Origin of the sequence: Streptomyces sp. NPDC002055 (assembly GCF_040296705.1) — a bacterium.
In the GTDB taxonomy this organism is placed as follows: Bacteria; Actinomycetota; Actinomycetes; order Streptomycetales; family Streptomycetaceae; genus Streptomyces.
Window position 1 is genome coordinate 24,413 of record NZ_JBEOXS010000010.1, and the last position, 21,522, is coordinate 45,934.

Here is a 21,522-nt window from a genome sequence, read left to right on the forward strand (position 1 = left end):
GGGGCGCTGAGGAACGGGGCGCTGAGGAACGGGTGAACGGGCTCGCCCCTGCCGGTGCGGGTGTCCGGCAGGGGCGAGCGGTGCACTCGGCTCCCACGGGGGCGGGAACGGTGCCGAGGGGGCGGGAACGGTGCCGACGGGCCGGAATCCGCTCCCGAGGGGAAGTCGGGGAAGCGGCTCCGGAAGGCCGAGGGGTGGGCCGGCCGTTCGTCCCGGAGGTCAGGTGGCGTTGAGCGCCACCGTGGGGTGCAGCCGGGAGGCCCGTACCGCCGGGTAGAGGCCCGCGATCACCCCGATGACGAGGGTGGCGCCCAGGCCGCCGGCCACGGCCCACGGCGGTATCACCACGAGCCAGCCCTGGGCGCGGGCGAAACCCCAGGTGGCGGCTGCGCCGAGCGCCGCTCCGGCCACCCCGCCGAGGGCCGACAGCAGCAGTGACTCGGTGAGGAACTGGGTACGGATGGCACCCCGGGTCGCGCCGATCGCCCGCCGCAGACCGATCTCCTGACGGCGCTCCAGCACCGAGATCACCATGGTGTTGGCCACGCCCACGCCACCGACCAGCAGGGCGACCGCCCCCAGGCCGAGCATCAGCGCAGTGAGTCCCTCGTCCGTGGTGGCCTTGGCGGCGAGTGCGTCGGAGGGCCGGGAGACACTGACCGAGCCCGGGTGCCCCGGATCGACCGAGCGGGCGAGGACGCCCTGCACGTCCTCCACCGAGTCGTCCGAGGACCGCTCGAAGATGGTCGTGGGGTGGCCGTCGAAGCCGAGGTACCTCTCCGCCGCCGGATATCCGACCAGCGCGACCCGGTCCAGGGCCGGCACCAGCTCGACCGGTTCGAGGATGCCGGTGACCACGAACCAGGTGTCCTTGATCATGATCTTCTCGCCGGGGCCGGTGACGCCGAGCCGGTCCGCGGCGACCGGGCCGAGGACGACCACGGGCAGCCGCTCGCCCGCCCGGTCCAGCCACCGGCCCTCCCCCACCCGGGCGCCCAGGGTGCGCAGCAGATCGGGGCGGGCGGCCTGGGTGCCGACACCGGCGGCGTAGTCCAGGGGGACGGCGTCGCTGCGCCGGACCTGGGCGCTGATCTGCCCGGTGGCGGTGGCCTGCTGCACCGGGCCGATCCGCTCGACCATCGCCACGGCGTTCCTGGGCAGCTTCGCCGGACCGCCGTCGGGTGCCTCGTTCGCCTCGGCGGTGAGGAGGTTGGTGCCGAGCCGGTCGAGCTGGGCCATCAGGTGGGCACGGCTGGAGGTGGAGAGGCCGACGACCGCCACCATGGTGGCGATCCCGATCGCGATACCGAGTGCGGAGAGCACCACCCGGGCTCGCCGGGCGCGCAGACCGACGGCCCCGGTCCGCAGGATGTCGGCGGCGGAGAGCCGGGAGGGCCTGAGACTGCGGGAGCTCATGACGCGGGCACCTCCGGGGTGGGGCCGGTACGAGGGTTGGCGCCGGGGTCGGTACGGGGTCCGGGATCGGTGCCGTGCTCCGGGCCGGTACGGGAAGCGGAGCCGGTGCCGGAGTCGGAGTCGAGGCCGGAGTCGGAGCCCGTACCGGAGTCGGGGCCGGTCCCCCGCCCGGAATCCGTATCCGCGGCAGCAGCGGCTCCGGAGGCCGTTCGGGAGTCGGAGACGATCTCGCCGTCGCGGAACCGGACGCGCCGGTGCAGCGAGTCGGCGATCTCGTTGTCGTGGGTGATGACGCAGATGGTGGTTCCGGCGGCGTTCAGCTCGTGCAGCAGCTCCATGACGACCTCGCCGGAGGCGGAGTCGAGCGCGCCGGTCGGCTCGTCCGCCAGCAGCAGGTCGGGGTCTCCGACCAGGGCACGGGCGATGGCGACCCGCTGCTTCTCGCCTCCGGAGAGCTCGTTGGGCCGGTGGTCCAGCCGGTGGCCCAGCCGGACCCGTTCCAGGGCGCTGCGGGCACGGGCGCGGCGCTCCTTCACCGGCACCCCCGCGTAGAGCAGTCCGTCCGCGACGTTGTCGACCGCGTCCCGGCCGGGTGCCAGGTGGAAGTGCTGGAAGACGAAGCCGATGTGGCGGGCGCGCAGCGCGGAGAGCCTGGTGTCGGAGAGGGCGCCCACGTCGTATCCGGCGACCCGTACCTCGCCCTCGCTCACCCGGTCGAGGGTGCCGATCAGGTTCAGCAGGGTCGACTTGCCGGAGCCGGACGGGCCGACGATGGCGACCAGTTCGCCCCGGTCCACCCGGAGGTCCACGCCGCGCAGGGCGTGGACGCCTCCGGGGTAGGACTTTCCGGCCCCGCGCAGTTCGATCACCGGGGTGGTGCTCGCGGTCATGGCTTCGCCGTCCCCACGGTCAGGCCCTCCGCCAGGCCGTCGCCGGAGACCTCGATCCGGCCGTCGGCGGTCATGCCGGTCTCCACGCGCACCGTTCTCGTGGTCCGGCCGCGGACGGTCTCCAGTCCGTAGCCGCCCTCCCGCAGGGCCACGACGGCCTCGACGGGCACGGTGAGGACGTTCTCGGCGCTCTCCTGGACGAAGGTGACGCTGAGGGTGCCCGACCGGCCTCCGGAGACCTCGTCCTTCTTGTCGAGTCCGATCTCCACCTGCAGGCCGTCGGTGCTCTCCTCGCCGGAGTCCCCCTCGGATCCGGCGTCCTCCGGCCGGACCGTGCCGGAGACCCGGCCCGTGATCCGCTTTCCGTCGGGCAGCTCGATCTCTGCCTTGGTGCCCTTCTTCGCCAGTTCCTGATCGGTGTCGTCGAGGCTCACGCGGACGACCGGCGTGCTCGAGGCGATGGTCAGCACCGGCTTCTCGGGGCCGACCCGGTCGGCGACGGCGGCGTCCGCGGAGACCACCCGCACCTGCCGCGGCTGGAAGACGACGTCGCCCTGGCCGACCTTGCCGTCGGGTGCGCTGTTGCCGAGCGAGCGCTGCCAGGATTTGACGGCCGCCTTGGTGGCGTTGTCGTACTTGTTGTCGATGACGATGCCGGCTCCGAAGCCCAGATCGCGGAGGTTGCGCTCCAGTTGGAGCACGTCCGGGCCGAGGGTGCCCACCTTCATGCCCCGGAACATGGGCGTCGAGCCGTACAACAGGATGACGGGCCGGGCGTCGATCTCGTACAGCCGCTGTCCCATCCGGACGGTTGCGCCCTTCTCGGCGGCCTTGGTGACCGTGCCCTCCACCGCGGCCTTGAGGGGGCGGCGCCCGGCGTAGTCGAGCCGGCCGTCGAGGGTCTTGCTCTTGACGAGGTCCGCACGGGTGATCTCGGTGGTGGCGGGTGGCCTGCGGGGGTTCGCGGAGTTCGCTGAGGCCTCGCCGCCGTCTCCCAGCAGCGCCCAGCCGGACCCGCCCGCCGCTGCGACGGTCGCGGCGGCGAGCAGGATCCACACGGTGCTGCGCTTCACTGCTGCCCCGCGGCGGCGTCGATGAGCTTGCTCTCACACGCGGTGCGGGCGCGCTGGTACGAGGGCGAGTCCTGGTCGATCTCCGGGGAGACCGGGTTGGGGTCACCGCCGCCCTCGACATTGCCGGCGGAGTTCATCTTCGGGTTGGCGAACTTGGAGACGCCGTGGCTGCGCATGCACTGGGCGTGCGCGAGCATCGACTCGTAGACCTTCTGCTTGTCCACCTTCGGTTCGAGCTCCATGGCCTTCCGCATGGGGTCGGCGCAGTCCTTGGCCGCCGCCTGGTACTTCTTCTGGCCATCCTGCTTCGAGGCGTCCTCCTGGATCTTCTCGATCCTCGGCCAGTCCGCGTAGCCGCTCAGCTTGGGGTCGGGCCATTCGCTCATGCCCTCCTTGCGCATGCACTGCGTGTACTTCAGCTGCGCGTCGTAGAACGCCGACTTGCCTGCCTTGGCGCCGCTCCCGGCCGTCCCGGAGCCGGAGCCCGAGCCGGAATCGGAGCCGGAGCCGGAGCCGGAGCCGGAGCCGGCCGGAGCGTCACCGGCGGAGGCGACACCCTCGTCGCGGATCTCCTTCTCCCCACCGCCCCCGCAGGCCGACGAGAAGAGCATGACGGGGACGGCGATCACGGCCGCGAGGCGGAGAGAACGGGAGGTACGGACGGTGGTCTGTGTGCTCATGACCAGAACTCTCCAAGCGGCACATGGTGAGCACTCGATGGCCTCATGATGAGAACGTAACAATGCCCGCCGCTCCCCTGACGGCCTTCGGAACCCCCGTTGACCTGGGCAAACTCTCAAGCATAATCGTTCGCATGCCCCATGTGCTGCTCATCGAGGACGACCGTTCCGTACGCGACGGGATGGAGCTGGTGCTGCGCCGCCACGGCCACCGGGTCGACGCGGCGGGCACCGGCGAGGAAGGCCTCGGCCTTCTCGCGCACCGGGACGGCGGCGGGATCGAGATCGTGGTGCTGGATCTGATGCTGCCGGGCCTGGACGGTTTCGAGGTGTGCCGTCGCATCCGCGCGCGGAGCACGATGCCGATCATCATGCTGACAGCGCGCGGCGACGATCTCGACGTGGTGAGCGGCCTGGAGGCGGGCGCCGACGACTACGTGGTCAAGCCCGTCACGGCACGGGTGCTGGAGGCCCGGATCCGGGCGGCGCTGCGCCGGGCGGAACCCGCGCCGCGCACCGACCCCGTGGAGACGTACGAGGGGCTGGTCATCGACCGCTCCGGGCTGACCGTCACCAGGAACGGCACCCCCCTGCGGCTCCCGCCCACCGAACTGCGGCTGCTGCTGGAGCTCTCGGCCGCTCCCGGCCGGGTCTTCAGCCGGGAGCAGCTGCTCGAACTCGTCTGGGAGCACGACTTCCTGGGGGACTCCCGGCTGGTCGACGCGGCGGTCGGCCGGCTGCGCGCCAAGATAGAGACCGTCGCCGCCAGACCGCGGTACATCCAGACGGTGCGTGGCTTCGGCTACCGATTCGGTCCGCTGTGAGGCCGCTGCTGCGACGGCTGGTGAACGGGGTCGGCGGACTGCGCGGCCGGCTCGTGACCGCCTTTGTCCTCGTGGCCCTGATCAGTGCGGTCACCTCGACCGCGCTCGCCTACCGGGAGGCCCGCACCTCCGTCCTCGACCGGGCGCAGACGTCCGCCTTGCAGGACTTCCGCTCCCGCGTCGGCGACGTGGCCGCCGAGACCGACGTACCGCCCGACCGGGACTCGCTGACCCGCTTCGCCGGGGAGGTCTCCACCCGGCTCCAGTCCGCGGTCGTCGTCGCCCGCTACCGCAACCTGGAGGTCACCTCCGACCGGCTCGCCGACCGCACCCGGATATCCAGCGGGCTGCGCTCCACCGTCCGGTCCACGAACCGGCTCGCCTTCCAGCGCGTGGCGGCGCAGGGGGAGCCCTGGCTGGTCATCGGCACTCCGGTCACCTTCGCCGAGAACGGCCTCTCCTCCGGTGTGGAGGTGTTCACGATCATGTCGCTCGCCGACGAGCAGGCGGACACCGAGGCGCTGCTGAGTACCGTACGGGCCGGTGTCGTCCCGGTGGTGGGCCTCGCGGTCCTGCTGGCCCTGGCCGCCGCCGGCACCGTGCTGCGGCCGGTACGGAAGCTGGGACTCGCGACCCGCGACCTGGCGCACGGCGAGCTGGGGGCCCGGGTGGCGGTGAAGGGGCGGGACGAGCTCTCCCGCCTGGCACGGACGTTCAACGAGACGGCCGCCGCCCTGCAGTCGTCCGTCGCCGAGCTGCGCGACCAGGAGGCGAAGGCCAAGCGCTTCGTCGCCGATGTCTCCCATGAGCTGCGCACCCCGCTCGCCGCGATGACCATCGTCTCCAGCGTCCTCGACGAGGACGCCGAGCGGCTGCCCCCGGACACCACCCAGGCCGCCCGTGCGGTCAGCGCGGAGACCGCCAAACTGGCGCGGCTGGTGGACGATCTCATCGAGATCTCGCGCTTCGACGCCGGTGGCGCCGCCCTCAACCTCGGGGACACCGATGTGGGCGAGACGGTCCGGGCCACGCTGGCGGTGCGCGGCTGGACGGACACGGTGCGGGCCGAGCTGCCGCCGGGGCTGCGGGCCCGCATCGACCGGCGCCGGATCGACGTCGTCGTCGCCAACCTGGTCGGCAATGCGCTGCGGCACGGCGCGCCGCCCGTCGCCGTCGTCCTGGCGGCGACGGCGGACGGGCTGACCGTCGAGGTCTCCGACCACGGCCCCGGCCTCCCCCCGGAGGTGCGCCGGCAGGTGTTCGACCGCTTCTACAAGGCCGACACGGCCCGCACCCGATCGGAAGGCAGCGGACTCGGCATGGCCATCGCCCTGGAGAACGCCCGGCTGCACGGCGGCACCCTGGAGGTCGGGGACCGGCCGGGCGGCGGTGCGCTGTTCACCCTGTGGCTGCCCACCCACCCCGCGGAGGACGCCGAATGAGCCGCCCGGCCGCCGTCTCCGCCCTGCGCCGGACCTCCTCGGTCACGAGGCGCCGGATCGGTTCCCTCGCTCCCCTGCTGCTGGTGCTCGCGGGCTGCGGTATCCAGCCGACCGGTGTCATCGACGCGGGCGAACCCGCCACCGGCCTCACCCGGGGCATGCGGGTGTACTTCGCCTCCGATCAGGGCCTGCGCGGGGTCCCCCGTCCGGAGACGGAACTGCGCAGTGTCGGGGATCCGCTGAAGCTCCTCGCGGCCGGCCCGACGGAGGAGGAACAGCGGACCGGGCTGACCAATCTGGTGCCGCGGGACCTCGCGTACTCCGCGACGGCGGACGGCGGCCGGGTGGTGCTCTCGCTGGCGGAGACCGAGGAGATCGACCCGAAGAGCATGGGGACCGGGCAGCTCGTCTGTTCGCTCGCCCGGGCGCAGTCGCTCCTCGACAAGCGGGTCCGCCCCGACGATGTCCAGGTCACGCTCCGGCCGGACCACGGCGCGCCGGTCGGGCCGTACCGCTGCTCCCAGTTCCTCGGCGAGTGATCGGGCCGTACCGCTGTTCCCCGTCCCTCGGTGAGTGAGGCGGTGACTTCGACCAGTCGCTGCCGATGCGCGCAGCGGGCGACGGTGACCACGGGGCGCGCAAGGCGGCGTGCCCGGACGGCCAGCGGCTCATCGGACTGAGCCACGCCGGCGCCCGGGGCCTGTGCACGGACACCGCCACACGCGACGGCGCTCCCTCGGGCGGCGGGTACGAGGTGATCCGCGATGAACTCCAAGTCGAGCCGGGCGGGGACTGGGCCACGGGGTACACCAAACTCCAGTGTCCGGCGGGGCAGTGGCTGACGGGTTACCAGGGCTCAGCCCCGGCGGTCACGCCGGGGCTGAATGCAAGGCTGCCCTGACGTTCAGGATGACCGCCAACGGTGCTCCGCCCGCGATGCGGCGAAGTACGAGGGTGACCACAGGTGACCGTGCATGATGGCGCGGTTGATCCGCCCGGTGAACTGTTGGCGGATCTGGCGGGCGGAGACGCCTTTGAGGCTGTTGACCAGCTTCGAGACGGCCGCCTTGGGTGGGTGGTTGATCAGGAGGTGGACGTGATCGCGTTCACCGTTGAACTCCGTCAGCTCCGCCTCGAAGTCCGCACACACCTTCCGCATGACCTCTTCGCAGCGCGCCAGCATCTCATCGTCGAACACTCCACGCCGAGACTTGGTCACAAAGACCAAGTGAACGTGCATCGCCGAAACCACATGTCTGCCACGCCTGTAGTCATTCACCTGATCCATGAGACCAATCGTAGTAGCGTCGCGGTATGCAGCTCCGCTACAACTACCGGGCCTACCCGGACGCCTCCCAGCGCCGTGCGCTGGCGAAGGCGTTCGGGTGCGCGCGGGTGGTGTGGAACGACTGCCTGCGCGACCGCAGGGAAGCGCATGCCGCGGGGCTACCGTATGTGACATCGGCGGAGCTGTCCCGGCGTCGCATCACCCAGGCCAAACGCACCGCCGAGCGTGCCTGGCTCGCCGAGGTGTCAGCGGTCGTCCTGCAACAGTCCCTGCGGGACCTCGACACGGCGTACCGGAATTTCTTCGATTCGGTCAAGGGCAAGCGGCAGGGGCGGAAGGTCGGGCCGCCGCGGTACAAGTCGAAGAAGGACACCCGGCAGTCGATCCGCCTGAACACCAACGCCTTCTCCCTCCAGGCCAACGGCACGGTGTACGTGGCCAAGGTCGGCAACCTCAAGGTCAGGTGGTCGCGCCGGCTTCCGGCCCCGCCCACCTCCCTGACCGTCACCCTGGACAGCTCGGGCCGCTACTTCCTCAGCTTCGTCGTGGACACCGAGCCCGACATCCTCCCCGAGGCGCAGACCGACACCGGTATCGACCTCGGCCTGTCCGCCTTCGCCGTCCTCTCCGACGGGACGAAGATCGCTGCCCCGCGCTTCCTGCGCCGGGCGGAGAAGAAGCTCAAGCGCCTCCAGCGGGAGCTGTCCCGCAAGGCGAAGGGATCGAGGAACCGGGCCAAGGCCCGGATCAAGGTCGCACGCCAGCACGCACGGGTGACCGACCGGCGCCGGGACTTCCACCACAAGGCATCCACACAGATCATCCGCGACAACCAAGCGGTGTACGTGGAAGACCTCGCGGTGTCCGCTCTCGGGCGCACCCGGCTCGCCAAGTCCGTGCACGACGCAGGCTGGTCCTCCTTCGTCGGCATGCTGGAATACAAGGCCACCAAACACGGCCGCACCTTCACCAAAGTGGACCGGGCCTTCCCCTCCTCCCAACTCTGCTCGGCCTGCGGATTCAGAGACGGCCCCAAACCCCTCCACATCCGCGACTGGACCTGCAGCCAGTGCGGCACCACACATGACCGCGACCACAACGCAGCATCCAACGTCCTGACCGAAGGACGCCGCATCGTCGCCACCGGACGGGTGGAGACGCCAAACGCCTGTGGAGCGCCGGTAAGACGGGCACACCTGCCCGCACAGCGCCGTGAAGCAGGAAGCCCCCGGAAGGGCCAACCGACCCCGGCCGGAATCCCTGGACTTTAAGGGAGCACGTCAAAGCGTCCGTGGCGCGACGGTGTCCGCGGCCCTGTGCACGGCGGCGGGCGCCCGGCCGGGGAACGGCCGCACCGTGTGGTTCGACCGCGGCGACAACCGTCCGGAGGACGCCGGGGGCGGGGAGTTCGCGCACGGCCGGTACAAGGGCCAGTGCGGATCCGGTGAGTACGCGGCCGGGATCGCGTTCACCACCCGCGTGGGGTCCCGGGGGACGCCGGACGCGCTGCTGTGCCGGCCGGTGCGCTGAAGACCTCTGCGGTGAAAACCCGTGCGCTGAAGACCCGTGCGCCGACCGGCCGGCCCGGCGGAGGCCTCACCGACCGGCGCGTGCGCGGGGCCGGCGTCCGCGCACCGAGCGGCGGCGCGCCCTCGTCACCGGAGGAGGCCACGCCGGCGTCGTCCCCCGGTCCGTGGCGGCCGGGACCGGCCGGGACCGGCCGCCGCGGACCGACGGGCAGTGCTCAGAGCGCCCGGAGCCCGGTGATCACCTCGCGCAGGATCTCCTCGTCGGGGAGGTCCGCGGGAGGCACCGGACGGGAGATCCGGACCAGATCTGCGTCGATCAGGTCGCCGATGAACACCCGGACCACCCCGACCGGGAGGTCGAGTCCGGTCGCCAGCTCCGCGACGGACTGCGGCTCCTCCCGGCACCGGTCGACGATGTCGAGGTGTTCGGGCGACAGCGTCCGGTCCGCGGCCTCGGCCGACGCGCTGCCGTCCGGGTCCTGCGCACTGCACTGCAGGACCACCACGGCGATCAGGTCCAGGTCATCGGTCCCGCCGCGGGTACGGCCGCGGGTCATGGCGTAGGGCCGGACGACCGGTCCCGCCGCGTCGTCGTACCACCGTGCCGCGTCCTGACTCTCTCCGTTCATGAGACCCCCCGTCTCCGCTCATGACGTCCCGTCACCCTCCGGCGCCGGGACCGGACCTCGGGGCGCTGCCCAGGTGCACGCCCACACGCTTCACCATCAGTGTCATCTCGTACGCCACCTGGCCGACGTCGGAGTCGGCATCGGCCAGCACCGCCAGGCAGCTGCCGTCCCCGGCGGCGGTCACGAACAGGAACGCGTCGTCCAGTTCCACCACGGTCTGCCGCACCCGGCCCGCGTCGAAGTGGCGGCCCACTCCCTTGGCGAGGCTGTGGAAGCCGGACGCGACCGCGGCCAGGTGCTCGCCGTCCTCGCGGGTGAGGTCCTGGGACGAGCCCGTGGCCAGGCCGTCACTGGACAGCACCAGCGCCTTGCGGATGCTGCGCACGCGTCCGACGAGTTCGTCGAGAAGCCAGTTGAGCTCACCTGCCCCGCCGCTCGAACCGTTGTGTGCCGTGGCGTTCGGTGCGGTCATCGACCGTCTCCCTCAGTTCTCGTTCCTGGTGCTGCGTCCTCGGCGGGGGCCGTGTACTCGCCGTTCTGCGCACGGCCCCGCTGCCACCCCCGCTGAAGCGAGGCCATCCTGGCCCTCACTTCCTCGGCGTCCCGCTCGGGTTCGGTACCGGCGGGCGCGTCGTCCTTGCCGCCCCGCGGCGGGGGGACGGTCCGAAGCTGCGGGGCGAGGCTGGCCTGCCGCACCCGGCGGGGCAGTCCTCCCCCGGCCTGCCCGGTACCGTCCGCCGTCTCGGGGCGCGTCCTCTCCTCCGGCCGGGCGGTCCCGCGCTCGCCCCGCCCCTCCACCCGCCGGCCGCGGTCGGAGACCAGGACGGGTGAGCGGCGGCGGGGCAGGGGGGCCCGGCCGTGCTGCGGCTCCACGGACCGGCCGGGGGCGGCCCGGTGGTCGTCGGAGCCGTTGTCGCGGGCCTGCTGGTGCTCCTCCTCGGCGGCCGGGCCCGGGCGGAAGAGCACTCCGTCCTCGTCCTCCTCCAGGGACCCCAGCGGCGCCTCGAGTTCGACCGGTCCGTCGAGGACCGGCGTCTGCCCCCGCCGGGCCGGCGGCAGCGACACCGGGGCCGTGGCCAGCGCCACCACCCGGCTGCCCGCCGCCTCCCGGTCGCCGGTCCGGCCGGCGGCGTCCGGGCCGCCGCCGTCGGTGGCCGGGTCGGTGAGCAGCGGGGCGGGGATGAAGACGACGGCGGTGGTGCCGCCGTACGGAGAGGTCTGCAGCGACACCCGGACCCCTTGGCGGCGGGCGAGCCTGCTGACCACGAACAGGCCGAGCCGGTCGGTGTCGGAGAGCTCGAACTCGGGGGTCTCGGCGAGCCGCAGATTGGCGTCGAGCAGGGCTTCGGCGGTCATCCCGAGGCCACGGTCGTGGATCTCCAGGGTGAAGCCGTTCGCCACTCGCTCCCCGTGCACCTGGACCGCGGTGTGCGGCGGCGAGAACACCGTGGCGTTCTCCAGGAGTTCGGCCACCAGATGGGTGAGGTCGGCGACGGCGGGCCCGGTGACGGCGAGCCGCGGCAGCCGCCGGACCTCGACGCGTTCGTAGTCCTCCACCTCGGCGACGGCCGCGCGGACGACGTCCATCAGCTGGACGGGCTTGCGCCACTGCCGGGACGGCGCCGCTCCGGAGAGGATCACCAGGCCCTCGGCGTGCCGCCGCATCCGGGTGGTCAGGTGGTCGAGCCGGAAGAGGTCGGCCAGCTCGTCGGTGTCCTCGGTGCGGCGTTCCATGGTGTCGAGGAGGCTGAGCTGCCGGTGCAGCAGGACCTGGCTGCGGCGGGCCAGGTTGACGAAGACCTCGGAGACGCCGCGGCGCAGCTCCGCCTGTTTGACGGCGGCCTCCACGGCGGCCCGCTGGAGGGTGTTGAGGGCCTGGCCGACCTGGCCCGTCTCGTCGGGGCCGTACTCCAGGCGGGGCGCCTCGGTCTCCACGTCGATCTGCTCCCCGGCGGCCAGCCGGCGCATCACGCTCGGCAGCCGTACGCCGGAGGCCTCGTGGGCCTCCTTGCGCAGCCGGGTCAGGTCGCGGACCAGGCTGCGGCCGATGCGGACGGAGACGACGAGGGAGACCAGGACGGCGGCGAATCCCAGGACGCCCGCGACACCGGCCTTGACGAGCACGCCGAGGGCGACGGGTTCGACCCGGTCCTGATAGCGGTGTCCGGCGGCGGTGTTCATCCGGTCGAGGTCGCCGAGGACCGTGCCGGCGGCGGCCTGCCAGCGTGCGGCGTCGGTGGTGTCCAGGGCGGCCCGGCCGGGCCCCGCGGAGAGGATCCGCTCCTCGGCGGACCGCAGATCGACGGTGTCGGGGCTGTTCCAGTACTTCGTGTAGACGGCGCTCTCCTCGGCGGGGAGCACCGGCAGGCTGGTGGAGTACAGCAGCTTGCGGTCGGCGACCCGGTCGGAGAAGAGCCGCAGATCGTGGCGGCTGAGATGGCCGGCGGCCAGCGCGGAGGCGAACAGCGCGTCCTCGCGGGAGACGGCCTCGCGGGCGCGGGTGACGCCGATCAGCGCGCGGGCCTGCTTGTCCATCTGGACGTCCTCGAGCGCGTGCACGGCGGCGAGGAAGTCGTAGGTGGGGTCGATCAGCGCGTTGTACGCGGCGAACGCGTAGTTGCGGGAGACCGTGCCCTCCTCGACCTTGCCGCGCAGGGAGTCGAGGCCGTCCAGGCCGTCCAGGAGGGTGGTGAGCTGCTCGTCCGCCTGTCCGTCGTCGTGCATCTCCTCGTCGGCGGCGCTCTCGCGCAGCCGCTCCACCACGGCGTCGGTGGCGCGTTCCCGGCGGTGCAGCCGGGCCAGCCCGTCCGAGCTGCGGGGGTCGGCGAGGTGGACCAGGGCCTGACGGCGCTCCTCCTGGAGCATGTGGACGGTGCTCTCGGCCGGATAGCCGACCGACTCCACGAGTGCGGCGAAGTCCAGCAGCCGCTGCGCCTCCCGGCCGGTGATGACCACGGCGAAGGACCAGATGGAGGTGAGGGACACCAGCGGTACCAGAAGCAGCCCCACGATCTTCCTGCGGATGGACTTCCCGCGAAAGCGCATGGCCTCCCCTATGTCAACCCCGCTTCGCGGGGGTGGTGTTCCGTCAATAAACGGCGCGAGCCTACTACTGGACGGGGACAACTCGAAGACCAGTCCGTACGCTCATGGCTGTACGCGCAGGCATTGCGTCCGCAGTTGTCCGGGCGATTCCCGGACATCACCGCCCTCGCTGTGGCTCATACCACCCAGGGGGATCGCCACAGTTCGACCGGGTATTTGGCTGAAAAGTTCCGCCTCGGTGGAACCTCCCGCCTCCGGCGTTCGTGATCCTGAGTGGGGATGGGACGGGATTTCCCGATCACCCCGCTTTTCGAACGGCGTCTGCCGGGCACTCGCCCCGGAGCCGGGGAACCTCGCACCCGGCCGTCGAGCAGTCCGCCACGTGGGGGGAGTGAAGGTCAGATGGACACCGAACGACGTCGCCCAGCGTCCGCGCACACCGCCGGGCCCTCCGGTGAAGCGCCGCATCGCACCACTGCCGCCGAGGCCCGGCAGGACGGCGGCCACCGTCCGCTGTGGACGGTGGAATCCGCGCCCCGGCCCCGGCTCCCCGACCCGGTCCGGACGTCCGCGGTGCGGGCGGTCATCATCGGCTCGGTCACCCTGATTCTGGCCATGATCGCGTTTCTCTGCACCCTGGCCGGGTCGTGGTTCGCCTTCCCCGCCGTGCTCGCCACGGTGGGCGGCACCGTCGTCGCCACCTGGAGCGTCGTGGATGTCTGGGTGACCCGGCAGGTGTGGAACCAGCGGTACGGCGTGGTCTCCGCGCCCAGCAGTACGGCACGGGCGCTGCGGCGCGAGCGGCGCCGTGCCCGGCGCGCGGCCCGCACGGCCGCCAAGTCCCGGTCCCGGCCCGCCGACCGACGGCTCTCGCAGGCCTGATCCATCCCCTCACCGGGCACGACCGTGTAGGTTCGGACACGGACGGTGCGCGCGGCAACGGCCGTGACCGCACCGCCCGTAGCGATGACACAGGTCGGACCACACAGCGGGGGGTGCGCCGTCCATGGCCTTGCGGGAACCGGCAGTCCAGCGGCTCGAAGGAGCGCTCACCGATCCGGGATTCTCCTGGACCCTGTGCATGGTGGGCGAGGACCAGTCCCAGAAGTTCTCCCAGTTGACGGGGGAGCTGCGGGCACCGTTCTCGCGCACGGGCGACGGGAAGCGCATCTCCTCCGGCTTCTCGTACTGGGGCGTGGAGTCGACCGTGGCGTGGGTGCACGCCTGCTCCGACCTCTTCTATCCGGTGATGCGGGAGAGCATCGAGTCCTTCACCCGCCGGTGGCAGCGGATCGGCACCGCGCTGGAGGGACGGCGCTACCACTACGTGAGCCTGGGCACCGGCACCGGCCACAAGGACCACGCCGTGCTGGAGCGGCTGCGCCGCGGCCACCCCGAACTCCGCTACATACCCGTGGACGTCAGCCCGGAGATGCTGCGGCTCGGCCAGCGGGAGGCGCTGCGCAACCTGGACATCCCGGCGGGCAGCGTGGTCCCCGTCCAGCTCGACTTCTCCTCCGCCCGGAACGTCCTGGGACTGCGCCGGCTGGTGGAGCGGCTGGTGGGCGAGGAGCCGGTGGTCTACTCCCTGCTGGGCAACACCCTCGCCAACTTCGAGGACGACACCGCGCTGCTGGCCCTGCTGATCGGGCAGCTGCTGCGCCCGCAGGACCGCTTCATGCTGGAAGTGGCCAGCACCGAGCAGCTGGACGAGGCCGGCGCCCGGGCGGCGGCACGCGAGTACCGGGCGAGCCCGCGCTTCGGCGAATTCGTGACCAGTGCCGTCATGCAGTACACGGACCTGCGGATCGACATGGACAGCGTGTCCTTCGGCGCGGTCGTGGAGGAGGACCGCTCGCTGCTGGTGAAGGTGGTCTACCGGAACCGCACGGGCGGCCAGCTGCGGCTCACCCTCCCGGACCGCAGCAGCATCGAGTTCCCGGACGAGGACACCATCCGGCTGCTGATCACCCGGAAGTACTCACCGGCCGGGCTGGAGAAGATGCTCGCGGACGCCGGGGCCGTGGAGGTGGGGCGCACCCGCTCCGGGTTCAACGCGGCGATCGGGGAGCCGGGTTTCGGGATGGATCTGGTGCTGCTCCAGGCCGGTCCTCCTCCCGCCCCGAACGGATCGCACCGGCCGCCGGCCCCGAACCCGTTCGGCTGAGGTGGCGCTCCGTCCGATGCGGCGGTCCGGCTGGTCGGTGCTGACCTTCGGCGCGCTCGCGCTCGCCCTGGGGGTCTGCGTGAGCTGGCTGGCAGCCGCGCCGTTCCGGCAGAAGTGGGAGCCGCTGATCCAGACGCTGGCGCTGCTGGCCGCCATCAGCGGGGTGTTCGCCGAGCGCCGGGCGGCGGCCCAGGAGCGGGAGCGGCAGGCCCTGGACGCGGTCACCGACGAACTGGTGAAGAACACCGGGATCCTGGCCGACCCGCGGTTCGGGCCGCTCGACCCCGCGCGTCCGGTGCACCGGGTCTTCCCGCGCCCGGTGCTCTCGGCGACGGATGCCGCGCTGGTCTCGGGGGTCCTGGCCGACCCCGGCCACACCGAGCTGGTGGGCCTGCTGCACGAGTGGCGCGACACCGTCCACGAGCTCAACCGCCGGCTGGACCTCGCCGAGCTGCGGAGCTTCGTCGTGGAGGCCAACAGCGCCGAACTGCTGCGCGTGGACCGCGACCTGCGCCGGGAGAACGGCCATCTGCACCGGGCCCGGGCCATCCGCGACCGGATCGAGGAGCTGCTGCGGCGGCGGTACGGGCGGGAGGACGGCGTGGCCGAGCGCCTGCGGGAGCTGCCCGCGGCGTCCGGCGCCGAGGACTGAACCGGCGCCGGACGGACCGTCCTCACTCCGCCGGTGCCTCCTGAGCGGCACCGGTCTCCTGAGCGGCACCGGTCTCCTGGGCAGCGCCGGTCTCCTGGGCAGCGGGGTTCTCGTGTGCAGCGGGTGCCTCCTGGGCCGGTGCAGTAGTCCCCTGGGCCGCCGGGCGCTTGTACATCCGGGTCGCGGTGATCTCCCCGTGCACCGTCTCCTCCCCCGCGTTCTGCTGCGGCAGACCGGGGCGCAGATGCTCCTCCACGCTGATGTACTTCAGCCCGGCCCGCAGGTCCGCGTCGTTCCGCAGCCGGATGACGAGCGGGAACTCGGCGAGGGCCGTGGTGTCGAACAGGCCGGTGGTGTAGAGCAGCTGGACCCCGAGCGCGTCGGCCACGGCCCGCTGCAGCTCCAGCAGGTAGGTGGCGTTGGCCCGGCCGATCGGGTTGTCCAGGAACAGCGTGCCCGCGTGCCGGTGCCGGTCCCGCCCGCGGTCGTTGCTGCGCAGCGCCGCCATGGTGCAGTACAGGGCGATGGCCGCGGTGAGCAGCTGTCCGCCGGAGAACACGTCGCCCATCTGCCCCACCGGCACCCGCTCGGCGCGCAGCACCGCGTCGGGCTTGAGGATCTCGACGGCGATGCCGCGGGGCTGCAGGGCCGCGGCGACCCCGCGCAGCAGCAGCGACATGCCGTCCCGGCGCAGGTCGGAGTTCTTCCGCACGGCGGCCCGGGTCGCCTCGTCGATGACCTCGCCGAGCCGCTCGGTGAGCGTGGCGTGGTCCGGGTCGTCGAACCGGATGCGCAGGAACTCCTGGCCCGACCACTCCCCCAGGCCCTCCGGGAGCCGGGAGAGCCGCTGCGCCGAACGGAGCGTGGCCAGCGAGGACTCCACGAGCCCGCGGAGCCGGTCGACGATGCTGTCGCGGTTGCGCTCCAGCTGCGCCAGCTCGTCGGTGAGGACCCGCAGCCGGGGCGCGAACGCGTCGGCCCAGGCCGCCGCGTGCTCGGGCAGCGCCGAGGCCGGCAGCTCCCGGATCTGCTGCCGGGCCGGGGTGCGGACCTGTTCGTAGCGGCTGGAGTTGGCGTGCCGGACGAGGACGTCCGAGGCCTCCCGCACGGTCGAGTCGGCGGCCGAGAGATCGGTGGCGCAGCCGCGCAGCGAGCGGCGGGCCTCGGCGGCGGCCTGCCGGGCCTCGTCGAGCCCGCCGGGGTACGCCTCGGGCTCCTGCTCGGCGCCGTCCCCCTGGTCGGCGGTGGGCACCGGGTCGCGGAGGAGGTCCCGCAGCAGCGCGGCGGTCTCCTCGAAGCCGCCGGTGGCGTCCTCGGCCGTCCGGTGGGCGTGCAGGAGTTCGGTGTGGCGGGCCCGGGCCGTCTCCCAGGCGTCGGTCCGGGCGGCGAGTTCGCCGGTGGCGGTGCGCAGCAGGGTCTGGGCCTGCTCGGCGTCGGCCGGCACCCGCTCCTCGGGCAGTTCGGTGTGGGCCTGACCGTCCTCGGGCGCGAGGCGTTCGGCCTCGCCCCGCAGCCGCCCCAGCTGCTCACTGGCGGACGAGGCGCGCGACTCCAGCTTCTGGACGAGCGACTCGGCGCGGGCCGCGGCGGCCTGGCGGGAGGGGCCGTCGGCCCCGTCGGTGCCCTCCAGGAGCTGGGCGGCGCGGGTGCGCACCTTGTTGGTGAGCCGGTCGAGTTCGGCGCGAGCGGCGCTCTCGTCGCTCTCGGCCCGGGCCTGTTCGGCGCGGAGGTCGGCGCCGACGCCGACCTTCTCGTAGAGCTGGGAGGCCGCGCGGTACGCCTCGCGCAGCGCGGGCAGCGCGGCCCGCGGCTGCGCGTCGTCCTCGCCGATGTCGTCGGGGGCGCCGGCGATCTCGGCCCGCTCGGCGCGCAGGGCACGGGCGGTGCGCCGGGCGTCGTCGGCGGCGCGCTGGGCGGCGCGGCGGTCCTCGTCGGCCGCGCGGGCCCGGTCCAGACAGGCGGTGGCCCGGGCCTCGGCCTCGGCCGCCTCCTCGGTGAGTTCACGGACCCGGCTCTGCCAGCCGGCCCGCTCCCGGAGCCGGTGCGCCAGCCCGGCGAGGATGTCGGCGGCGCGGCGGGCGCGCTGGGCGGCCTCCTGCCGTTCGTCCCGGATCCGGGCCGCCTCGGCGGCGGCTTCGTCCGCCTCGGTACGGGCTGCCCGGGCCGTGGCCAGCCCGTGGCGGGCGGTGTCGGCGGCCTCCTGTGCGGTGCGGGCGGCCTCGGCGAGTTCGGCCAGCCGGCCGGCCGGGCAGCCGGTGCGCCAGGAGGCGATCCGGGCGGCCAGCGCGCGGTCGCCGGAGAGCCGGGCGGCGAGCTGCCGGATCTCCTCCTCGCGGGCCGTCGCGCGGCCCCGCAGCGCCTGCCGTTCGTCGTCGGCGGCGCGCTCGTCGTGCATGGCCGGGTTGGGCGGGACCAGGAACACCTCGGAGCCGCTGTCCGCACCGGGCGCGGGGGCGGGCGCCAGCAGGGCGGCCGCGGTGCCGACGGCGACGGTGGACCGGGGCAGCAGCGCCGCCCCGGCGAGCACGTCGCGGGCGCGGGCGTGGGTGGCGGGGTCGGTGATCACGACGCCGTCGACGAGTTCGGGGCGGGCCGCGAGCACGGTGGCGTGGTCGGCGGGGTCGACGGCCTGGGCGAGGTAACGCCAGCCGGGGAGCGCCGGAATGCCGTGTTCGCCGAGGAACTCCACCGCGGCCAGGACGTCGGGCCCCGGCGGGAGCAGCCCGCCGTCGCCGAGCGCCCCGAGGATCCGGGCGTCGTCCGCGGCGGCGGTGCGCAGGTCGAAGAGCTGCCGCTCGGCGGAGGAGATGTTCTCCTCCAGCATCGCGCGGAGGCCGTCGGCGCCGCGGTCCACGTCCTCGGCGGTGAGCGGACCGGCCGGGGCTCCGTCATCGCCGGACTCGCCGGCGCCGGCCGACGGGTCCGCCGCGGCACCCGGATGCCCCTCCCCGGGGGCGGGCGTGCCCCGGCGGGGCCGGGGGATGCCGGGCACCGAGACGTGCGGCAGGCTGAGCAGTTCGGCCAGCCGCGGGTCGGCGCCGATGGACTCCGCCTGGCGGCGCTCGGCGTCGTAGCGGGACTCGGCGGCCTGGGCCGCGTCCACGGCGCGGGCGGCGGCGAGTTCGGCGCGGGACTCCGCCGCCGCGGTGTCCTTGGCCCGCTCGGCGGTGCTCCCGGCGGTCGCGCGGGCCGTCTCCCAGGCGGCGACCGCGGTCTTCTCGGCATCGCTGGCGGCCAGCGCGGCCCGGGCCGGGTCGGCGTCCGGCGTGGTGTCGTCGAGCCAGCCGGCCCGGACGGCCTCCGCGGTCTCCTGTTCGACCTCGGCGAGCCGCTGGCGCAGGTGCTCGGTCTCGCTGCGGGCGCGCTGGGCGCCGGTGGCGGCGGCCGTGGCGTCGCGGTGTGCCGCCTCCCCCGCCTCCTGGAGGGCGGCGGAGCGCTCTTCCTCCTCCTGGGCGAGCCGTTCGCCGTCCTCCGCGGCGGCCTGCAGGGCGCGTACCAGGTCGGCGGCGGCCGTCGCGCGGGCGGCGAGCGCGGGCGCGGCGTCCCGCTCGGCCTCCCGGATCGCGACGGCCACCCGGGCGGAGCGGTCGGCGGCGGCCCGGTGGCGGAGCACCGCCTCGGCGGCCTGCCAGGCGGAGAGCAGGGTGCGGGCGTCGCCGAGCTCGCGGCGCTGGGCGGCCGCGGCCTTCTCCGCGGCGGCCAGGGCCAGCGAGGCGTGCCGGTAGGCGAGTTCGGCCCCGATGAGTGAGCTGTGGGCGCGGGCCTCCTCGGCGTCCGCGACGGTCTGCGCGGCGGCGGTGACCTGCCGGGTGAGGTCCGCGGCGCGGCCCCGCTCCAGGCGGGCCCGGACGGAGAGCCGGCGGGCGAGCGTCCGGGTGCGGCGCTCGGCGCCGGTGTGCACCTCGCGGGCCCGCTCGCGTTCCGCGGTGGCGTCGACGATACGGCCGAGCAGGTCCACGGAGCCGGCGGTGAAGTCCCGTTCGGCCATCAGCTCGGCGCGCCGGCCGAGCTTGTGCGCGAAGCCGTGGACGAGGTCGGCGAGCCCGTCGGTGTCGCGGGTGTCGGTGACGGCACGCAGCAGCAGATCGGTGAAGTCCGAGTCGTTCTTGACGGCGAAGAGGCCCGCCGCCTCGCCCTCGTCGGCGTTCATCTCCCGCTGGTAGCGGAAGAGTTCCGGGTCCAGGCCGAGGTCACCGAGGTGCTCGTTCCAGCGTTCGTGGATCTCCTCCCAGACGACGTCCAGGTTGGGGTACGCCTTGCCGGCCTCGGTGACGGCGTCCCGGAAGCCCTTCATCGTGCGCCGCCGGCCGCGGGCCCCGGAGGCGCCCTCGGCCGGGGCGCGCACCGTCGCGGACTCGGCGACCGGCAGCGAGTCCAGGCTCATCCCGGGGCCGGGCCGGAAGGAGTACCAGGCCTCGGCGAACTTCCGCGGGTCGTTCGAGACCTGGCGGCCCCGCCACTCGCTGACCTTGCCGACGACCACGGACTCGCCGGTGACCGTGTGCTGCCACTCCAGGGCCACGTGCCCGCAGTCGTCCGCCAGCAGGAACTTCCGCAGCACACCGGAGCTGGCGCCGCCGAGGGTGTTGCGGTGGCCGGGCAGCATGACCGAGAAGATGAGCTTGAGGAGGACGGACTTGCCGCCGCCGTTCTCCAGGAAGAGCACGCCCGCGGGGGCCGGGCGGCGCGGCGGGCCGGTGGGCTCGTCCTCGAAGAAGTCCGCCTGGGTGGGTGCCGGCCGGCTCACCGGCTCGCCGACACCGCGCAGGTCGAGCATGGTGTCGGCGTAGCGCGCACCGGCAGGCCCGATGGAGTAGAGGCGGACCCGGGACAGCTCGTACATGGCGGACTCTCGTTGGTGTGCTGGTGGGTGGTGGGGTGGCGTGGAGCGGTCAGGAGTGGAACGGCAGGCCCGCGTCGGCCACGAGGTCGAGGTCGTCGGTGTCGTCCGGCGGGAGCAGGGTGGCGGTGCCGTCGCTCAGCGGGACCACGCCGAGCTCCAGGAGCTCGGCCATGGCCGCGCTGCCCGCGAGGTCGCGGACCTGCAACTGGTAGCGGGCGGTGGTGCGGTAGGCGCCGCCGGCGTCGTCCCCCGTGCGCTGCAGGAAGCCCGAGTCGGTGAGGAAGGCGACGGCCTTGCCGACGATGCCGGTGGTCGAACCGGCGAGCCGGCGCGCGTCCTTGGTGGCCCCGGTGGCGCTGCGCCGGGCGTAGACGCGCCAGGCGGCCTCCAGGCCGGGTGCGCCGCTGGTGGGGTCGGTATTCTCGCCCTGCTCGTCGGCGCGCTCCTCCAGGCGGCGGCAGGCCTGGCGGACGAAGGCCTCGACGCCGTTGACGGTGATCCGGCCGATGTAGCCGTCGTCGGCGAGGTCCTCGGGGCGGGGGAAGGCCATGGCGGCGACCGCGAGGTGCGCGAGCCCGTGCAGGAACCGGTCGGCGGAGTCCGAGGAGGCGCGCCGGGCGTAGTCGCCCATGCGGACCGCGAAGACGGAGTCCTCGGCGGCGGCCACGGCCATGCCGGCACGGGTGGACACCTCCAGGACCACCAGGCCCAGCCCGGTGGCGACGGCGTCGGCGAGCCGTGCGAAGGCCGGGTCGTCGCGGTGCCGGCGCAGCAGCTCGGTGTAGTCGGCGTCGCGGGCGGGCTGCAGCTTGGGCTGGAGCCCGAAGGCGACGAGCCGCGCGGCGTCGGCGGCGTCGGCCGGGGTGACACCGGACGCCGGTGCGCCGGCCGCGGGTGCGTGGGCCGCGGAGGGGGCCTGCGTCCCGGCGTGCGGGTACCCCTCGGCCGCGGCCTCCGTGCCACGGGTGAAGTCGGCTCCGGCCTCGGCGGGCTCGCCGGGCGGGCCGCCGTCGGGGCGGTACGTGGTCACGGCTGCTGCTCCTT

Annotated in this window: 17 protein-coding genes and 2 pseudogenes; 9 read left to right on the plus strand and 10 right to left on the minus strand. The window is 73.7% G+C overall.

Going from position 1 to position 21,522, the window contains the following annotated elements; translation table 11 throughout:
* Positions 1-219 precede the first annotated feature (219 nt).
* The 4 genes from ABT112_RS08135 to ABT112_RS08150 are packed head-to-tail and all read right to left on the minus strand — an operon-like array spanning position 220 to position 4,059.
* Positions 220-1,416: an ABC transporter permease gene (locus tag ABT112_RS08135; protein WP_351506856.1), complete on the minus strand. Its 1,197-nt coding sequence runs from the start codon at positions 1,414-1,416 to the stop codon at positions 220-222.
* Positions 1,413-2,306, minus strand: a complete 894-nt coding sequence (locus ABT112_RS08140; protein ID WP_351506858.1) for an ABC transporter ATP-binding protein — start codon at positions 2,304-2,306, stop codon at positions 1,413-1,415. Before ABT112_RS08140 ends, ABT112_RS08135 begins: the two co-directional genes overlap by 4 nt.
* Positions 2,303-3,379, minus strand: a complete 1,077-nt coding sequence (locus ABT112_RS08145; RefSeq protein WP_351506860.1) for a peptidoglycan-binding protein — start codon at positions 3,377-3,379, stop codon at positions 2,303-2,305. Before ABT112_RS08145 ends, ABT112_RS08140 begins: the two co-directional genes overlap by 4 nt.
* Entirely contained in the window at positions 3,376-4,059 is a 684-nt protein-coding gene (locus ABT112_RS08150) for a hypothetical protein (RefSeq protein WP_351506862.1), read from the minus strand. The genes ABT112_RS08145 and ABT112_RS08150 overlap by 4 nt, the downstream gene beginning before the upstream one ends.
* Before the next feature lie 134 nt (positions 4,060-4,193).
* Between ABT112_RS08150 and ABT112_RS08155 the strand changes: the two genes are divergently transcribed.
* From ABT112_RS08155 to ABT112_RS08170, 4 genes are all read left to right on the plus strand, one after another.
* A complete protein-coding gene (locus tag ABT112_RS08155) occupies positions 4,194-4,883 on the plus strand; it encodes a response regulator (RefSeq protein WP_351506864.1) in 690 nt (229 codons plus the stop codon).
* Entirely contained in the window at positions 4,880-6,325 is a 1,446-nt protein-coding gene (locus tag ABT112_RS08160) for an ATP-binding protein (protein ID WP_351506866.1), read from the plus strand. Before ABT112_RS08155 ends, ABT112_RS08160 begins: the two co-directional genes overlap by 4 nt.
* Complete coding sequence (locus ABT112_RS08165) at positions 6,322-6,864, plus strand: hypothetical protein (RefSeq protein ID WP_351506868.1); 543 nt, start codon at positions 6,322-6,324, stop codon at positions 6,862-6,864. The genes ABT112_RS08160 and ABT112_RS08165 overlap by 4 nt, the downstream gene beginning before the upstream one ends.
* A gap of 65 nt (positions 6,865-6,929) precedes the next feature.
* Entirely contained in the window at positions 6,930-7,226 is a 297-nt protein-coding gene (locus tag ABT112_RS08170; RefSeq protein ID WP_502975288.1) for a hypothetical protein, read from the plus strand.
* Here ABT112_RS08170 and tnpA read toward each other — a convergent pair.
* Positions 7,195-7,613: pseudogene (gene tnpA / locus ABT112_RS08175) on the minus strand (IS200/IS605 family transposase). The gene ABT112_RS08170 and the pseudogene tnpA overlap by 32 nt on opposite strands.
* A gap of 26 nt (positions 7,614-7,639) precedes the next feature.
* Here tnpA and ABT112_RS08180 point away from each other — a divergent pair.
* Together ABT112_RS08180 and ABT112_RS08185 are read left to right on the plus strand one after the other, a co-directional pair.
* Positions 7,640-8,884 (plus strand): RNA-guided endonuclease InsQ/TnpB family protein, encoded by a 1,245-nt coding sequence (locus tag ABT112_RS08180; RefSeq protein ID WP_351506870.1) that lies wholly within the window; start codon positions 7,640-7,642, stop codon positions 8,882-8,884.
* A gap of 13 nt (positions 8,885-8,897) precedes the next feature.
* Positions 8,898-9,143 (plus strand): annotated as a pseudogene (locus ABT112_RS08185) (glycoside hydrolase); the annotation flags it as partial.
* A 214-nt stretch (positions 9,144-9,357) separates the two neighbouring features.
* Here the strand turns inward: ABT112_RS08185 and ABT112_RS08190 are convergent.
* The 3 genes from ABT112_RS08190 to ABT112_RS08200 are packed head-to-tail and all read right to left on the minus strand — an operon-like array spanning position 9,358 to position 12,816.
* Positions 9,358-9,771, minus strand: coding sequence for a DUF742 domain-containing protein (locus ABT112_RS08190; protein ID WP_351506872.1), 414 nt, complete (start codon positions 9,769-9,771; stop codon positions 9,358-9,360).
* A gap of 31 nt (positions 9,772-9,802) precedes the next feature.
* Positions 9,803-10,243 (minus strand): roadblock/LC7 domain-containing protein, encoded by a 441-nt coding sequence (locus ABT112_RS08195; RefSeq protein ID WP_351506873.1) that lies wholly within the window; start codon positions 10,241-10,243, stop codon positions 9,803-9,805.
* Entirely contained in the window at positions 10,240-12,816 is a 2,577-nt protein-coding gene (locus ABT112_RS08200; RefSeq protein ID WP_351506874.1) for a nitrate- and nitrite sensing domain-containing protein, read from the minus strand. The genes ABT112_RS08195 and ABT112_RS08200 overlap by 4 nt, the downstream gene beginning before the upstream one ends.
* Positions 12,817-13,218: 402 nt before the next feature.
* Between ABT112_RS08200 and ABT112_RS08205 the strand changes: the two genes are divergently transcribed.
* From ABT112_RS08205 to ABT112_RS08215, 3 genes are all read left to right on the plus strand, one after another.
* Positions 13,219-13,698: a hypothetical protein gene (locus tag ABT112_RS08205; RefSeq protein WP_351506876.1), complete on the plus strand. Its 480-nt coding sequence runs from the start codon at positions 13,219-13,221 to the stop codon at positions 13,696-13,698.
* A gap of 124 nt (positions 13,699-13,822) precedes the next feature.
* Positions 13,823-14,983: an L-histidine N(alpha)-methyltransferase gene (locus ABT112_RS08210; protein WP_351506878.1), complete on the plus strand. Its 1,161-nt coding sequence runs from the start codon at positions 13,823-13,825 to the stop codon at positions 14,981-14,983.
* A gap of 16 nt (positions 14,984-14,999) precedes the next feature.
* Complete coding sequence (locus tag ABT112_RS08215) at positions 15,000-15,635, plus strand: hypothetical protein (RefSeq protein WP_351506880.1); 636 nt, start codon at positions 15,000-15,002, stop codon at positions 15,633-15,635.
* Between the two features lie 22 nt (positions 15,636-15,657).
* On the opposite strand, the gene ABT112_RS08220 is transcribed toward ABT112_RS08215, so the two are convergent.
* Both ABT112_RS08220 and ABT112_RS08225 read right to left on the minus strand, forming a co-directional pair.
* Positions 15,658-20,478, minus strand: coding sequence for a hypothetical protein (locus ABT112_RS08220; protein ID WP_351506882.1), 4,821 nt, complete (start codon positions 20,476-20,478; stop codon positions 15,658-15,660).
* 49 nt (positions 20,479-20,527) lie between these two features.
* Positions 20,528-21,508 carry a hypothetical protein gene (locus tag ABT112_RS08225; RefSeq protein ID WP_351506884.1) on the minus strand — a complete coding sequence of 327 codons (981 nt, stop codon included), beginning with the start codon at positions 21,506-21,508 and terminating at the stop codon, positions 20,528-20,530.
* Positions 21,509-21,522 lie beyond the last annotated feature (14 nt).

Coding starts and splice junctions, on each gene's coding strand:
- ABT112_RS08170 (WP_502975288.1), top strand. CDS start 6,930: ATGCGCGCAGCGGGCGACGGTGACCACGGGGCGCGCAAGGCGGCGTGC.
- ABT112_RS08220 (WP_351506882.1), bottom strand. CDS start 20,478: ATGTACGAGCTGTCCCGGGTCCGCCTCTACTCCATCGGGCCTGCCGGT.
- ABT112_RS08165 (WP_351506868.1), top strand. CDS start 6,322: ATGAGCCGCCCGGCCGCCGTCTCCGCCCTGCGCCGGACCTCCTCGGTC.
- ABT112_RS08180 (WP_351506870.1), top strand. CDS start 7,640: ATGCAGCTCCGCTACAACTACCGGGCCTACCCGGACGCCTCCCAGCGC.
- ABT112_RS08215 (WP_351506880.1), top strand. CDS start 15,000: ATGCGGCGGTCCGGCTGGTCGGTGCTGACCTTCGGCGCGCTCGCGCTC.
- ABT112_RS08140 (WP_351506858.1), bottom strand. CDS start 2,306: ATGACCGCGAGCACCACCCCGGTGATCGAACTGCGCGGGGCCGGAAAG.
- ABT112_RS08200 (WP_351506874.1), bottom strand. CDS start 12,816: ATGCGCTTTCGCGGGAAGTCCATCCGCAGGAAGATCGTGGGGCTGCTT.
- ABT112_RS08195 (WP_351506873.1), bottom strand. CDS start 10,243: ATGACCGCACCGAACGCCACGGCACACAACGGTTCGAGCGGCGGGGCA.
- ABT112_RS08205 (WP_351506876.1), top strand. CDS start 13,219: ATGGACACCGAACGACGTCGCCCAGCGTCCGCGCACACCGCCGGGCCC.
- ABT112_RS08210 (WP_351506878.1), top strand. CDS start 13,823: ATGGCCTTGCGGGAACCGGCAGTCCAGCGGCTCGAAGGAGCGCTCACC.
- ABT112_RS08135 (WP_351506856.1), bottom strand. CDS start 1,416: ATGAGCTCCCGCAGTCTCAGGCCCTCCCGGCTCTCCGCCGCCGACATC.
- ABT112_RS08150 (WP_351506862.1), bottom strand. CDS start 4,059: ATGAGCACACAGACCACCGTCCGTACCTCCCGTTCTCTCCGCCTCGCG.
- ABT112_RS08155 (WP_351506864.1), top strand. CDS start 4,194: ATGCCCCATGTGCTGCTCATCGAGGACGACCGTTCCGTACGCGACGGG.
- ABT112_RS08190 (WP_351506872.1), bottom strand. CDS start 9,771: ATGAACGGAGAGAGTCAGGACGCGGCACGGTGGTACGACGACGCGGCG.